Source organism: Tateyamaria sp. 7Alg 36, assembly GCF_059882455.1.
In genome coordinates, this window is sequence record NZ_CM187613.1 from 2,361,553 (window position 1) to 2,375,882 (window position 14,330).

At 58.5% G+C, this 14,330-nt stretch carries 14 protein-coding genes; 2 read left to right on the forward strand and 12 right to left on the reverse strand.

What is annotated here, in order from left to right:
* Nucleotides 1-55 precede the first annotated feature (55 nt).
* From dnaA to AC6GQJ_RS11580, 5 genes are all read right to left on the reverse strand, one after another.
* A complete protein-coding gene (dnaA, locus tag AC6GQJ_RS11560) occupies nt 56-1,426 on the reverse strand; it encodes a chromosomal replication initiator protein DnaA (RefSeq protein ID WP_500768349.1) in 1,371 nt (456 codons plus the stop codon).
* A gap of 500 nt (nt 1,427-1,926) precedes the next feature.
* Entirely contained in the window at nt 1,927-2,190 is a 264-nt protein-coding gene (gene rpsT / locus AC6GQJ_RS11565) for a 30S ribosomal protein S20 (protein WP_500768351.1), read from the reverse strand.
* Nucleotides 2,191-2,300: 110 nt separating this feature from the next.
* Complete coding sequence (locus tag AC6GQJ_RS11570) at nt 2,301-3,077, reverse strand: enoyl-CoA hydratase (RefSeq protein WP_500768353.1); 777 nt, start codon at nt 3,075-3,077, stop codon at nt 2,301-2,303.
* A 64-nt stretch (nt 3,078-3,141) separates the two neighbouring features.
* A complete protein-coding gene (gene mutM, locus AC6GQJ_RS11575; RefSeq protein WP_500768354.1) occupies nt 3,142-3,993 on the reverse strand; it encodes a bifunctional DNA-formamidopyrimidine glycosylase/DNA-(apurinic or apyrimidinic site) lyase in 852 nt (283 codons plus the stop codon).
* Between the two features lie 58 nt (nt 3,994-4,051).
* Nucleotides 4,052-4,675 (reverse strand): hypothetical protein, encoded by a 624-nt coding sequence (locus AC6GQJ_RS11580; protein ID WP_500768356.1) that lies wholly within the window; start codon nt 4,673-4,675, stop codon nt 4,052-4,054.
* Nucleotides 4,676-4,771: 96 nt separating this feature from the next.
* Here AC6GQJ_RS11580 and ubiE point away from each other — a divergent pair, with 96 nt between their 5' ends.
* On the forward strand, nt 4,772-5,524 hold the full coding sequence (gene ubiE, locus AC6GQJ_RS11585) for a bifunctional demethylmenaquinone methyltransferase/2-methoxy-6-polyprenyl-1,4-benzoquinol methylase UbiE (protein ID WP_500768358.1): 753 nt from the start codon (nt 4,772-4,774) through the stop codon (nt 5,522-5,524).
* Between the two features lies 1 nt (nt 5,525).
* A complete protein-coding gene (ubiB, locus tag AC6GQJ_RS11590) occupies nt 5,526-7,058 on the forward strand; it encodes a 2-polyprenylphenol 6-hydroxylase (RefSeq protein WP_500768360.1) in 1,533 nt (510 codons plus the stop codon).
* A gap of 41 nt (nt 7,059-7,099) precedes the next feature.
* On the opposite strand, the gene AC6GQJ_RS11595 is transcribed toward ubiB, so the two are convergent.
* The 7 genes from AC6GQJ_RS11595 to flaF all read right to left on the reverse strand — a co-directional run bounded on the left by AC6GQJ_RS11595 (nt 7,100) and on the right by flaF (nt 14,306).
* The gene (locus AC6GQJ_RS11595; protein WP_500768362.1) at nt 7,100-8,281 is read right to left on the reverse strand and encodes an acetyl-CoA C-acyltransferase family protein; all 1,182 of its coding nucleotides are present in this window, start codon (nt 8,279-8,281) and stop codon (nt 7,100-7,102) included.
* An 89-nt stretch (nt 8,282-8,370) separates the two neighbouring features.
* Nucleotides 8,371-9,099, reverse strand: a complete 729-nt coding sequence (locus AC6GQJ_RS11600) for a metallophosphoesterase family protein (RefSeq protein ID WP_500768364.1) — start codon at nt 9,097-9,099, stop codon at nt 8,371-8,373.
* 137 nt (nt 9,100-9,236) lie between these two features.
* The gene (serA, locus tag AC6GQJ_RS11605) at nt 9,237-10,832 is read right to left on the reverse strand and encodes a phosphoglycerate dehydrogenase (RefSeq protein WP_500768366.1); all 1,596 of its coding nucleotides are present in this window, start codon (nt 10,830-10,832) and stop codon (nt 9,237-9,239) included.
* Between the two features lie 92 nt (nt 10,833-10,924).
* On the reverse strand, nt 10,925-12,064 hold the full coding sequence (locus AC6GQJ_RS11610; RefSeq protein ID WP_500768368.1) for a phosphoserine transaminase: 1,140 nt from the start codon (nt 12,062-12,064) through the stop codon (nt 10,925-10,927).
* 672 nt (nt 12,065-12,736) lie between these two features.
* Nucleotides 12,737-13,525 (reverse strand): DUF1217 domain-containing protein, encoded by a 789-nt coding sequence (locus AC6GQJ_RS11615; RefSeq protein ID WP_500768370.1) that lies wholly within the window; start codon nt 13,523-13,525, stop codon nt 12,737-12,739.
* Between the two features lie 5 nt (nt 13,526-13,530).
* On the reverse strand, nt 13,531-13,932 hold the full coding sequence (gene flbT, locus AC6GQJ_RS11620) for a flagellar biosynthesis repressor FlbT (protein WP_500768372.1): 402 nt from the start codon (nt 13,930-13,932) through the stop codon (nt 13,531-13,533).
* Nucleotides 13,929-14,306, reverse strand: coding sequence for a flagellar biosynthesis regulator FlaF (flaF, locus tag AC6GQJ_RS11625; RefSeq protein WP_500768374.1), 378 nt, complete (start codon nt 14,304-14,306; stop codon nt 13,929-13,931). Before flaF ends, flbT begins: the two co-directional genes overlap by 4 nt.
* Nucleotides 14,307-14,330 lie beyond the last annotated feature (24 nt).

Consider the following 14,330-nt stretch of genomic DNA (forward strand, 5'->3'; position numbering starts at 1 on the left):
GACATAAAAACGGCGCCCGAAGGCGCCGATTTGTAAGTTGGTTTGAAGAGTCTGATCAGGCTTCGAGCGTGCGGCGCAGCATTTCCAGATCTTCGGCGATCTGGCCGTCCTGCTGGCGCAACTCGTCAATGCGGCGCACGCCGTGCATGACTGTTGTGTGATCGCGCCCGCCAAAACGACGCCCGATTTCGGGCAAGCTGCGCGAGGTCAGGTGTTTGCACAGATACATGGCAACCTGACGCGGACGGGCATAGCTGCGCAGACGTTTCGGGCCGATCATATCCGACAGGCGGATGTTGTAATGCTCGGACACTTTGCGCTGAATTTCCTCGACGGTGATTTTCCGTTCCGAAGCGCGCAGCACATCGGCCAAGCAATCCTGAGTGAGGTCCAGATCAATCTTGCGACCAACCAGCGAGGCAAAGGCGAACAGACGGGTCAATGCCCCTTCGAGGACGCGCACGTTGTTCGAGATGCGCAGCGCCAGAAATTCCAGAACGCCGGATTCAAGCTTAAGATCGGGATAGACGACCTGCTGCTGTTCGACCTTGGACTGGAGGATGCCCAGACGCAGTTCGTAGTCGGTGGGGTGCAGGTCCACGACCAGACCACATTGCAGGCGGGACTTCACGCGCTCTTCAAGATCCTTGATCTCTCCGGGGGCGCGGTCGGCGCTGATGATGATCTGTTTGTTCTGATCAACCAGTGCGTTGAAGGTGTGAAAGAATTCTTCCTGCGTGCTGTCCTTGCCTGCGATGAACTGGACGTCATCGACCATCAGCACATCGACCGAGCGGAAGATTTCCTTGAAGTCCATCATCTTGCGGTCACGCAACGCCTGTACAAAACGGTACATGAATTGTTCGGCGGACAGGTACAGCACGTTCATGTCGCGGCGACGTTCGCCCAGTTCCCATGCAATCGCGTGCATCAGGTGGGTTTTACCAAGACCGACGCCGCCATACAGGAACAGCGGGTTGAACGTGACAGGCCCGCCTTCGGCAACGCGGCGCGCAGCGGCATGGGCCAGTTCGTTGGGCTTGCCTACGACGAATTTGTCAAAGGTGAACCGTTTGTCCAGCGCGGCAGCAGACAAAGAGGACGAAACAGACCGTGGTGCGGCAGGGGCTGCTGCGGGTGCGGCAGACGCAGGCGCATCAAGCGCCGACGGACGGGACTGCGAATTGGCCGGCACGGAAAAGCTTAGGCGGCGCACAGAAGTGTCTTCCGACTTCAGTTCATGCAGAATCAGGTCAGAGAAGTTCTGGCTGACATAGTTGCCCATAAAGTTGGTCGGCACGTCAAATGTTGCGATGCCGTCCTGCAGGTCACGGAACTTCAGCGGCTCGATCCATGTGGTGTAGTTGTTCTGACCTACGGTCTTAAGCAGCCGTTGTCTCAGCTGTCCCCATTCTTGCTGTGTCATGCGCGCACAATCGTCCCTTCTGCCATTTCTGTCCGGCGATTTTTTTGGCTCGCCGAAAACGCCCGTCCCTTTCCCTTGAGGCAAGCCGATCCCGTTCCGCTTCTTGAAAAGAGCGGTTATGGCATCGTTGGATTTGACAGATCAGCTACGCAAGTTCGCACGAATCTCGTGCATCACATTGCGTGCATCCCGCACACCAAACTATTTCAACAGGCCCGACACCGACGCGCACGCCGATCCCGGAATATAAGGCATACTGATGGCAGCATGACCCACACCATTCACATTCCCACTGCAGCGTGAGTATGCGTCCGGCCCGTCCCCCAAGGCGATTCCTGATCGCAATATGTTGGTATCAATTCCGTTCGCAGGCCGTCTATAGAACTTGCGACTTGACAGAATGATTCACGGCAAAGAATCTATGGGCGCTTTGTTTTCATAGGCAAAACGAAAAAAGCGCCGCAAAAATGCGACGCTCTCCAACTACTCTTAAAGTAGTGTTAGCCGATGGCTTTCACGCGTGCCGATAGACGCGACATTTTACGTGCAACAGTGTTCTTGTGGTAAACACCTTTGGTCACGCCGCGCATCAGTTCTGGCTGTGCGGCCTTCAGTGCGGCGCTTGCGGCATCCTTGTCACCGGATTCGATCGCTTCTTCGACGCGACGCAAGTAGGTGCGGATGCGCGAACGGCGCGCTTTGTTCACTTGAAAGCGTTTGTCGTTTTGACGGGCCCGCTTTTTGGCCTGAGGCGTATTTGCCATGTTATCTCGTCCCAATCTATTGGTGCGGTAGTTTCAGAAGTCGCGTCTTTAGGCGCGACTCGGGTGCGAGTCAACCGTTCCTGTGCAGCCCCCGCCCCGAGTAGTTTCGCTTATTTGTCGCGGAACTGCGGCTGGCGCTTTTCAAGGAAGGCGGCCATGCCCTCTTTTTGATCCTCGGTCGCAAACAGCGAATGGAACAGACGGCGTTCGAACAACAGCCCTTCGCGCAGCGGTACTTCGAAGGATTTGTTCACCGCCTCTTTGATTGCCATGGTCGAAATCATCGACTTTTCCGCGATCTTCTGGGCGGCAGACATCGTTTCTTCCATCAGCTTCTTGGGTGACACCACGCGGCTGACCAGCCCTGAACGTTCCGCCTCGGCGGCGTCCATAAAGCGGCCTGTCAGGTTCATGTCCATCGCTTTGGCCTTGCCGACCGCGCGGGTCAGGCGTTGGGATCCACCGATTCCCGCCATCACGCCGAGGTTCACCTCGGGCTGGCCGAATTTGGCTGTTTCAGACGCAATGATGAAATCACACATCATCGCCAGTTCGCATCCGCCGCCAAGTGCGTAGCCGGACACAGCGGCAATGATCGGTTTGCGCACGCGATTGATCGCAGCGGTTTCAGGGCCGAACAGGTCTTCGGTAAAGACCTCGACATAGGTCTTGTCCTTCATCATCGCGATGTCGGCCCCTGCGGCAAAGGCTTTTTCCGATCCGGTCAGCACGATACAACGCACCTTGCCGTCGGCCTGCGCGGCGGACATAGCCTCGGCCAGTTCGCTCATCAGCTGGTCATTCAGCGCATTCAGCGCGTCAGGACGGTTCAGAGTAATCTTTGCAACGTGATCTTCGACTTCGACGATAATCGTCTCGTAGGCCATGAGGAGCTATCCAATCGTTCCAATTTAAGCGTCGAGGAATACCATGGCCGCGCCTTGTTTCAAGTCATGTTTGGCAGGACTTGCAATAGAAGGACGACCGCCCCGATTGCACGATTCGCGTCACCGGAGCGCCGCAGTCAGGGGTGCGGCAGGGCGCGCCCTCGCGGCCATAAACGTCAAAGCGATGCTGGAAATATCCAAGCTCTCCATCGGCTTGGCGGAAATCGCGCAAGGAGGATCCACCGGCCTCTATCGCCTCTGACAACACGTCGCGGATGATGGGCACCAGCGACGCAACCCGCGCTTTTGCGATATTTCCGGCTTTGCGCACCGGGCTGATGCGCGCCCGAAACAGGGCCTCGCATACATATATATTGCCCAATCCTGCGACGATTCTCTGATCCAGAAGGGCGGATTTGACGGGGGTGTTCTTGTTCTTGAACGCCTCGACCAGATGGTTTTCGTGAAAGTCGTTGCCCAACGGTTCGGGCCCCAGCACCGACAGCAGCTTGTGCTGGTCGGCTGTTGCGGTTTCCATCAGGTCCATGGCGCCGAACCGACGCGGATCGTTGAAGGTGATACGCGCTCCGTTATCCATGTGCAGGACAACATGATCATGTTTTTCCGGTTGCGGATGGTCATGCACGAACTGGCCAAGCGGATCGCCCGACACGAGCATACGCCCCGACATGCCCAGATGGATCAGCAGGCTTTCCCCCGAAGACAGATCAGCAAGGATGTATTTAGACCGCCGCCGCAGACCCAGCACCTGCTGCCCCGTCAGACGGTTCGCCATATCGGACGGAAACGGCCAGCGCAGATCGGGGCGGTTCACGTCTGCTTGGGCGATCACGGCACCTGTCATCGCGGGCGCAAGGCCGCGGCGGACGGTTTCAACTTCGGGCAGTTCGGGCATGGGGCGGCCTTTTTAACACAAGCCGTCCAGAGATAGTGCGCCAATCCCCCGGAGGCAATCAGCGCCCGTTGTCGTTCAAACGCTTGATCAGCAGGTCGCGCAGTACATCATGTCCGTTCAGGAAGAACGGCACCGACACTGACTGCATGAATCCGAAATTCAATCTATAACCGTCGCGAGTCTTACGCACGCTGCGGAGCTGCGACAGATCGAAGTGGCGCGTGATCAAAAAACCGGTGGTCGATGAAAACCGATCCCCGTCCACGGTCACGCAGAACATCCACATATAGGCACCGCCCCAAGCCAGAACGGCCGCGAAGAATGCGTAGGTCATCGCCGAGGCATAGCCCTCAGGACCGCTGGTCGCTTCAAGGTGGACGGAGAAGCCGATGAGGAACAGCACAAACGCCGCATAGCCATAGCGCCATCCCACAGTCGAATGAAATGCCATCGCGCCGTGTCGGCGCACAGGTTCACTATCCCCCACGGAAAAGATGGTCGCCAGATTTTTCTCGGGGTTGCCCACGGGAGATGCGAAATCAATGACCGTGTGGATCATGCGTTGAAAGCGCCTGTCATCGTTGCGGATATCGCCCCCGCCCATCGCAAGGTTGATGATGTACTTGCATCCTGCCGCAAAGGCGATGCCCAGAAGGATAAGGACGATGGTTGGAACACTCATAACAATACTCTTTGCGCGGATTTGTCTGTTTGTTTCTTGATAGACGAGTGTTTAAGCACAAATGAGACGTAACAATGACCGAACCGGACCGAATGAATGACTGAAACGCCTGAAAACAAAACCCATTTCGGATTCACCGACATTCCCGAAGGGGAAAAGGCAGGGCGCGTGCAGGGCGTGTTCAACTCGGTCGCCTCGAAATACGACATCATGAACGATGTGATGAGCGGCGGAATCCACCGCATCTGGAAAGAAGCGATGATGGATTGGCTGGCACCGCGGCCGGGTCAGACCCTTCTGGATGTGGCGGGCGGCACGGGCGATGTGTCGTTCAAGTTCCTCAAACGTGCGGGGCAGGGCCATGCCACCGTGCTGGATTTGACCGAACCGATGCTGATCGAAGGGCGCAAGCGCGCCGAGGCGGACAAACTGGCCGACAGTCTCGACTGGGTGGTGGGCGACGCGATGGCGCTGCCGTTCGACGACAACACATTCGACGTTTACACGATCAGCTTTGGCATCCGGAACGTCACGCGCCCGCAGGACGCACTGGCCGAAGCGTTCCGTGTCCTCAAACCCGGTGGTCGTCTTATGGTCCTCGAATTCAGCCAGTTGCCGAACGAGGGCATGCAAAAGCTTTATGATCTCTACAGCTTCAACGTCATTCCGCAGATGGGCAAGATCATCACAGGCGACCGCGACAGCTATCAATACCTTGTCGAATCGATCCGCAAGTTCCCCGATCAAGAGACGTTCCTGTCGATGATCCGTGACGCGGGCTTTGAGCAGGCCAAATATCGCAACCTGACCATGGGCATCGCGGCCCTGCATTCGGGATGGAAGCTTTAACGTGCGGGGCCCTCACAACATCATCCGGCTGATCCGTACGGGCGCGACGCTGGAGCGCACGGGCGCGATGGATGTCGTGCTGGACGCTTTTGACGCCCCACCTGCCTTACGCTTTGTGGCGCGCGCGCTGGGCAAACCGTTCCGCTGGCTGGGATATCACGGTGATCCGACCATGCCGCCCGCGACCCGCGCGCTGACCGCACTTGGTCCGGCCTATATCAAGTTCGGTCAGGTCCTGTCGACGCGCCCCGATGTGGTGGGCGACGAACTGGCCGTCCAGTTGCGCGTCCTGCAAGACAAACTGCCCCCGTTCCCTGTCGAGGAAGCAAAGGCCGAGGTCGAGAAAGAACTCGGCATGCCGATCGAGCAGGTCTTCTCGGAATTCAGCGAACCCGTCGCTGCCGCTTCAATCGCGCAGGTGCACAAGGCGCGTCTGGCCGAAACGGGGGAAGAAGTCGCGGTCAAGGTACTGCGCCCCAATATCGAACGGGCCTTCAAAAAGGACGTCGATGCCTTCTACCTCGCCGCCCGCATTGTCGATCTCTTTGCGCCTGGTGCGCGCCGCTTGCGCCCGATGGATGTGATCGAACATTTCGACGGCGTGGTGCAGGGCGAACTGGATCTCAGGCTCGAATCCTCTGCCGCCGGTGAATTCGCCGCCAACACCAAGGATGACGTAGGGTTCACCCTGCCCCAAATCCGCTGGGAACATTCCGCCCGCCGCGTCATGACGCTGGAATGGGCGGATGGCGTGCCGATGGGCGACAACGCGGCAATTGACGCGGCAGGGCACAACCGCATCGAACTCAGCGAGCGGGTGCTGAAACTGTTCCTGCTGCACGCGCTGCGCGACGGCTATTTCCATGCCGATATGCATCAGGGCAACCTCAAGGTCGCACCGAATGGCGATATCATCGCCTATGACTTCGGGATCATGGGCCATATCGACGAATACACGCGCCGCGTTTACGCCGAAATCCTGTTCGGTTTCATCCGCAAGGATTACAAACGCGTGGCCGAGGTCCATTTCGAGGCGGGCTATGTTCCTGCCGACAAGGATGTCGATGAATTTGCCCGCGCCCTGCGCGCCGTAGGAGAGCCGATTTTCGGCATGGATGCTTCCAAAATCTCCATGGGGCGCCTGCTGAACTACCTGTTCGAAGTCACCGAACGCTTCGGCATGGAAACCCGCACCGAACTGATCCTGCTGCAACGCACTATGGTCGTCGTCGAAGGGGTCGCGCGCAGTTTGAACCCGAACATGAACATCTGGCAGGTCGCTTCGCCCGTGGTCACCGACTACATCCAGAAATCCATCGGCCCCAAGGCGGTGGTGTCCGATCTTTATAAAACAGCCCGCGTGCTGACACGGTTCGGCCCACGACTGCCCGCATTGGTGGAACAGGCGCTGATCGCGCAATCCAACCCGCCGGCCAAACAGCGCACAGGGTTCTGGCGCTGGATATGGCTGGCCGCAGCGGCGGGCGTTGTCCTCGGGGGCGGGTTCACGCTTCTGATCGAAGCGCTCACCTAACCCATCATTGTTCTAGAAATATGCAAAACCCGCCGGTGCCGTCAGGCGCAACGCTCGATGGCAAGGGCGATGCCCTGACCGCCGCCGATGCACATGGTGATCAACGCTTTTGATCCGCCAATGCGCTCCAGCTCGTACAGCGCCTTGACCGTGATGATCGCGCCCGTCGCACCCACCGGATGACCAAGCGCAATCGCGCCGCCGTTGGGGTTCACGCGCGCCGGATCAAATCCCAGATCGTTGGACACGGCGAGGGCTTGGGCAGCAAAGGCTTCGTTTGATTCGACCACGTCGAAATCGCCCGCAGACAGCCCCGTACGATCCAGCAGGTTGCGCACCGCAGGGATCGGCCCGATCCCCATCACCTCGGGGCGCACACCAGCATGGGCATAGCCCAGAATGCGGGCGCGGGGTTTCAGGCCGGCGCTCTCTGCGGCGGAGGCGGAGGCCAGAACAACAGCCGCAGCGCCATCGTTGATGCCGGATGCGTTTCCGGCGGTGACCGTGCCGTCCTTCTGGAACACGGCGCGCAGCCCGCTCAAAGCATCTAGGCTGGTCGCCTTGGGGTGTTCGTCGGTGTCAAAGGATACCATGTCGCGTTTTACGCGGACTTCAACAGGTGCGATCTGGCTGGCGAACCGGCCATCCGTAATCGCGGCGGCGGCACGTTCCTGGCTTTGTAGGGCAAACGCATCCTGATCCTGACGCGAAATCCCGTGCTCGGCGGCGACATTTTCGGCAGTGACACCCATGTGACCGGTGCCGAACGGGCAGTTCAGCGCGCCGAGCATCATGTCCAGCGACCGCACGTCGCCCATTTTCGCGCCCCAGCGTTGGTCCGGCTGGATGAAGGGTGACCGCGACATGTTTTCCGCGCCACCCGCCAATCCGAACTCGGTGTCGCCCAGCATCAAGGACTGGATCACCGATACAATCGCCTGCACGCCAGAGCCGCACAAACGGTTCACGTTCATTGCCGGTACGCTGTCCGGCACGCCCGCTTGCATGGCGGCAACGCGGCTCAGGTACATGTCGCGGGGTTCTGTGTTGATTACATGGCCAAATGCCACATGGCCGATCTGCCCGCCCTCGACGCCTGCGCGTTCAAGCGCCGCCTTGGCCGCAACTGTGCCAAGGTCGATAGGCGTCGTGCCCGCCAGCGCGCCACCAAAGGTGCCGATTGCGGTACGTGCGCCGCCCAGAATTACGATGTCTTGAGTCATTTGGTCCCCTCCCGATTTCTTCACAGATATGACGGGATGGTGCGCTCAATGATAGCCCTGCGCGCGCCCGAGGACGCAACGGCACGCTCTCAGGTGGCCATGGGCGCGCGACCCGCGTCGGTCAGAGTCCACGCTTGCGTGCCCTCGAACACCGCAGCGGTCAGCGGCGCGCCATAGCCTGCGCCCGTGTCCAGATTTACGCGGTTGCCGTAATGCGTTGCCACGTCGACAGGGGTGTGGCCGTGCACGATGACCTTGGGGTGGGGGGCGGTGTGATCGTGGAACTCGCCCCTGATCCACAGCAGGTCTTCCTCGTTCTGCTTGTCCAGCGGCACGTCAGGGCGGATGCCCGCATGTACGAACATCAGATCGCCCGCGATATGGCTCAGCTTCAACGTTTCGAGGAATTTGATGTGGCTTTCAGGCACAGCCGCATGCGCGTCCAGTTGCACATCGCATTCGCGTCTGCGCGGCCCCGCGTCGACCCCGTAAGACCCCAGTGTCGTGTCCCCGCCAATGCGCGGGTGCAGCCAGTAAAGTTCGACCATCATATAGGGATCATGCAGGATCGGGCGTTGCATGAACCATTCGAACATGCGGTCGTGATTTCCCTTGATGAAGGTCCAGTTGCGCCCTTCTTCTTGTCCCGTCACCAGCGTGTCCAGCACAGCACGGCTGTCCGGCCCGCGATCTGCATAGTCGCCAAGAAAGACGATTTCGGCATCCTTACCGCCATCGGCATGGATCAGGTCAAGCACGCGCTCCAGCTGCTCTTGCTGGCCGTGGATATCGCCAATTGCATAAATGGGGTGGGACATAGGAAAACCGGACCGAAAAATTGGAAGTCACACGCGACTTATCCGGATTCGATGCGGGTTGTAAGGTGCGGTAGGGTCGCAGGCAAAAGCCAGCCGAATGCTTTCATCCGGCTGGCTTACTTTAGTGGCAAAAAGGATCAGGCGACGTCGAAAGACAGCGGCTTGACCTGTTTGAACATGCCTGTCCCTTCGAGGGTTTTCAGCACTTCACCTTCGACAGGTTCGTCCACATACAGCAGGGCAATTGCCTCGCCGCCGACCACGTCACGGCCAAGGGTAAAGTTGGCGATGTTCACGCCGCTTTTGCCCATGGTGTTGCCCAGCAGGCCGATGATGCCCGGGACGTCTTCGTTGGTGGTGTAGAGCATGTTTTCCCCGATCTCGGCGTCGATATTGATGCCTTTGATCTGGATAAAGCGGGGTTTGCCGTCCGAGAACACGGTGCCTGCGACCGAGCGTTCACGCTTGTCGGTGACCACGGTCACTTTGATGTAGCCATCAAAGGTGCCCGACTTGTCCTGATTGGTGGTCGAGATGTTGATCCCGCGCTCTTTCGCGACAACGGGGGCGCTGACCATGTTCACGTCGGGGTTGGCGCGCTTCATGATGCCTGCGATGACGCTGCAATTCAGTGCCTCGAGGTTCATGTCGGACACAACACCGTCATAGAGGATGTTGATCGCCTTGATCGGCTCGTCCGTCATCTGCCCCGAGAAGCTGCCCAGATGCGAGGCCAGTTTGACCCATGGGCCCATAACCTTCGCTTCTTCGGCGGTCACGGATGGCATGTTCAGCGCGTTTTCAACGGCACCGGTCAACAGGTAGTTCGCCATCTGGTCGGCCACTTGCAGGGCCACGTTTTCCTGCGCTTCGGTTGTGGCGGCTCCAAGGTGGGGCGTGCACACGACGTTGGGCAGGTTGAACAGCGGGTTTTCCTTGGCGGGTTCTTCGGCGAACACGTCAAAAGCCGCACCGGCGACGTGGCCGGATTTCAGGGCTTCGGCCAGTGCTTCTTCGTCGACGAGACCACCGCGGGCGCAGTTGATGATTCGCACGCCTTTTTTCATCATCGCGATCTTGTCGGCGTTCAGCATGTTTGCTGTCTGCTCGGTCTTGGGCACGTGCAGGGTGATGAAGTCGGCGCGCTGCACCAGATTATCCAGTTCGACCTTTTCGACGCCCATTTTGGCGGCTTTTTCCTCGCTCAGGAACGGGTCAAAGGCGATGACCTTCATCTTGAGGCCGCGCGCACGGTCGCACACGATGCCGCCAATGTTGCCCGCGCCGATCACGCCAAGGGTCTTGCCGGTCAGTTCGACGCCCATGAACTTGGACTTTTCCCATTTGCCCGCATGGGTCGAAGCAGACGCTTCTGGGATTTGACGCGCTACGGCAAACATCATCGCAATCGCGTGTTCGGCCGTGGTGATCATGTTGCCGTAAGGTGTGTTCATGACGATCACACCTTTTTTGCTGGCAGCTTCTTTGTCGATGTTGTCGGTACCGATGCCTGCGCGGCCGATAACCTTGAGGTTCTTGGCATTCTCGAGGATCGTCGGCGTCACGCGTGTGGCCGAACGGATGGCAAGGCCGTCATAATTGCCGATGATTTCGGCCAGCTTGTCCTTGTCTTTGCCAAGGTCGGGCTGGAAATCGACTTCGATGCCGCGATCCTTGAAGATCTGCACAGCAGCAGGGGACAGTTTATCGGAAATGAGTACTTTGGGGGCCATGATCTGGTCCTTTTGTGAGGTCGGATGGCGGAAGGGTTTCCGCCCTACAGGAGATGGGGGAAGGGTAAGGCGGAGGAGTCCTCCGCCTGACTTTAGCCGTTGATTTCGGTTTCGAACGCCCACTCAAGCCATGGCAGCATGGCGTTGATGTCGGATGTTTCGACCGTGCCGCCGCACCAGATACGCAATCCGGCAGGGGCATCGCGATATGCGCCGATATCAAGCGCCACGTTTTCGTCCGCCAGTCGTTTGGCCACGGCCTTGGCAAAGGCAGCGCCATCCTTGATGCGGGAATCGGTGAACTTGAGGCAGACCGACGTGGTCGAGCGTGTCGCGGGATCGCTGGCCAGATTCTCGATCCAGTCATGGGCGTCTACGAAATCGGCAATCGCCTGTGCGTTTGCGTCAGCGCGAGCGATCAGGCCTTCCAGCCCACCGACCGAGCGTGCCCAGTCCAGCGCGAACAGGTAGTCCTCGACCGCGAGCATGGAGGGCGTGTTGATGGTTTCACCGACAAAGATGCCTTCGATCAGCTTGCCGCCTTTGGTCAGGCGGAAGATCTTGGGCATGGGCCATGCTGGCGTGTAGTTTTCCAGACGTTCGACCGCGCGGGGCGACAGGATCAGCATGCCGTGCGCGGCTTCGCCGCCCAGCACTTTTTGCCAGCTGAACGTGGTCACATCCAGTTTGTCCCATGGCAGGTCCATGGCAAAGGCCGCCGATGTCGCGTCGCACAGCGTCAGGCCGGCGCGGTCGGCTGGGATCGCATCGCCGTTCGGCATGCGCACGCCGGATGTCGTGCCGTTCCACGTAAAACAGACGTCGTTGTCGTAGTTCAACGCAGCCATATCCACGATCTCGCCGTAGTCGGCGGTGTGGACGGTGTGTTCGATTTTAAGTTGCTTGGCCACGTCTGTGACCCAGCCTGCGCCAAAGCTTTCCCATGCGACCATCTCGGCAGGGCGTTCACCCAGCAGCGACCACATCGCCATTTCATAGGCGCCGGTGTCGGATGCGGGAACGATGCCAATGCGATAATCTTCGGGCACGCCAAGGATGGCGCGGGTATCGTCGATGGCTTGTTTCAGCTTGGCTTTGCCCACAGCTGCGCGATGCGAACGACCCAAGGGTGCGTCGGACAATGCGGCCAGAGTGTGGGTTGGGGGTTTGGCGCAAGGGCCAGAGGAAAAGCGCGGGTTTGCCGGGCGCGCTGCCGGTTGTGTCGTAGTCATTGATAGTATCCTTACAGATAGTCGCCCTTCGTTGGGGAAGGGTGTCCCACCGCCGCAGATAAGGAAGGCTTGTCAGAACAGCAACAGGCAAATTGCGTTGGTTGCAGGTATTTGCGGGGGCCGCGTCGGATTGCGACAGCACGTGTTTCCGATAGGCGCGGGTTGAGGGTGGGTATGGTGCGTGCTGTGGATCGGTTTGATGGGGCGGTTAGCGGTGCATATGGCGAGCATGGTCGGACTGAGCGTGGAAACACTGCCCGCGACGAAAGCCATCAGAGCGGTTTCATCGCAATCATGACGGCGGGAACGATCCGTGTAAGCGGTTACGCACAACGCATTAGCGTGACCTCAGGGCGCTATGTCCAAAACGAGACTCGCACTTCGCCTGTCCTCTGTACCGGCGACGAACTGGGAAACATCCAACCGGAGACAACCTGTTCCGGCCTTGGATTGCCCCGCTTGTTTAACCGCTCTCATCGCCAGCGTTGTTAGTAGTGCGGGGGCGTGCGGTTCTGAATGCTTTCGCAGGGCGCAGTCGGGTGCCTCAGGTGTTCGTTGGGGTATGCGACGATACTTACGGTCCCATATCATTTTCGTGACTAAATCAGGAAATACCGTTCTAGAATCGAGGAGCCTCCTCCCCGATAGTTCCTGGTCGCACCAGAAACTGCTTCAGCTTTGCAGCAGTGTTAGCGCGATCGCAGCACCTGACGCGCCAGAGCCGAACTCATCCAATTGCGAGCGCGCTAGAAACGTAGTGGTAAGTTTATCCAGCGTCTCGGAGTCTGCAAATTCGGACGGGTCCGAGACGCCGAACAAACGCTCTGCGCGCTCTTCGAACACGCCCAGCTGATAGTCGATATCGGCCTGACCAAAAGCTTCCGGCAGGCCAAAAGCCGTTTCGAAAAGCGTGCGCAGCGGCGGTTGGCCCATGATGGAAAACCATTTTTTGGCCGATGATCCATCGCCCGACACGACATCCGTCAACGTGCGTTCGGCATATAGGGCGATACGCATAGTTTCATCCTGATTGCCCGTCGCGATCTCAAAGCTGTTCGCCTGATATTTGGTGACAATGCCATCTGCGAAACCCGCGCGCTGCGCGCCTCTGATCTCTCCCGGACCCAGCCCGAAAGCCTTTGAAAAATCCTGATACCGTGTGTCGGTGAATTTATTGGCCAGCGCGTCGTCGGCCGTTGTGCCATCACTCAACATTTTCTGGATGAAGTATGTGTTGTTGATGTCATCCTGCAATCCGAACGCCCCTAGGGCGATGGTCAGCAGGCGACGGTCCGACACCAAATCTTCCGCGCTGCGTACATCACTGATCTTCTCTGCAAAATAATCGGTGTCGCGTTTGAGCTCGGTCGATTTTGTGAACGCATCAAACTGCTTGTCATAGGTGCTTTGCAGAAACTGCCACCCGACAAGGCCCGAAGATATCAGAACAGGTTGATACATCGTGTTCAGGCCCCAGCAGCCAACAGGCGTTCTTCGCGGGGAAGAAGGGTGCGCAGCGATTTCAGGCTGCGATAGTGGTCGCCGTCGACCAAAGCACGCGATGCCGCATCCAGATGCTTGCGACTGTCATCGTCGATAAACACCTGACTAAGTTCCTCAATACTGCGCAACAGGTTTCGGCGCGCTTCGTGCTGGTCCGAGTCGCCGGATAGAACCAGTTGCAGAGCATAGCATACACGCCGGACCGGCGTTTTTACGTCTTCGGGGTGAATGGCATCCCGTAGGCGGAGGATATGTGCGTCGGGCGTCATGATCGCCAGACGGCTGCGGCGATCACCGTTTTCGATCACCGCGCCGTTAATCAGAATCCGTTCTTTCGGACTGAGCTTGAGGATAAGTCCACTCATGTAACGGGGCCTTCCTTTTTCAGACCGCGCAGAACAGCCATGTTGATTTCCAGCAAAGGCATCACCGACACTTTCTCGCGCATGATGCGGCGGGTGTGGTGGTTGGTAAAATCAGCCAGATAGGCGATGCGCGCCTTCAACTCTTTGGGAAAGGGATTGTCGGTATCTGCGACATCCACCAGCAACGCGGTCCAGAGGCGTTGGTTGGTGTGCAGCGCTTCGGCATAGGCTGCGAAATTCGTTTTTCTTTTCACTGCGCTGTCACGCAGTTCCTGAGTCACGCGCGCGATGATGTCGTATTCGGCACGACGGTCACTGCGGGTCGAAACGGAATGTTCGGCATAGCCACGCAAGGCCTGAGAAGTAGCGTTCACTTTAGTCACCTGTTTGTGTTGGTT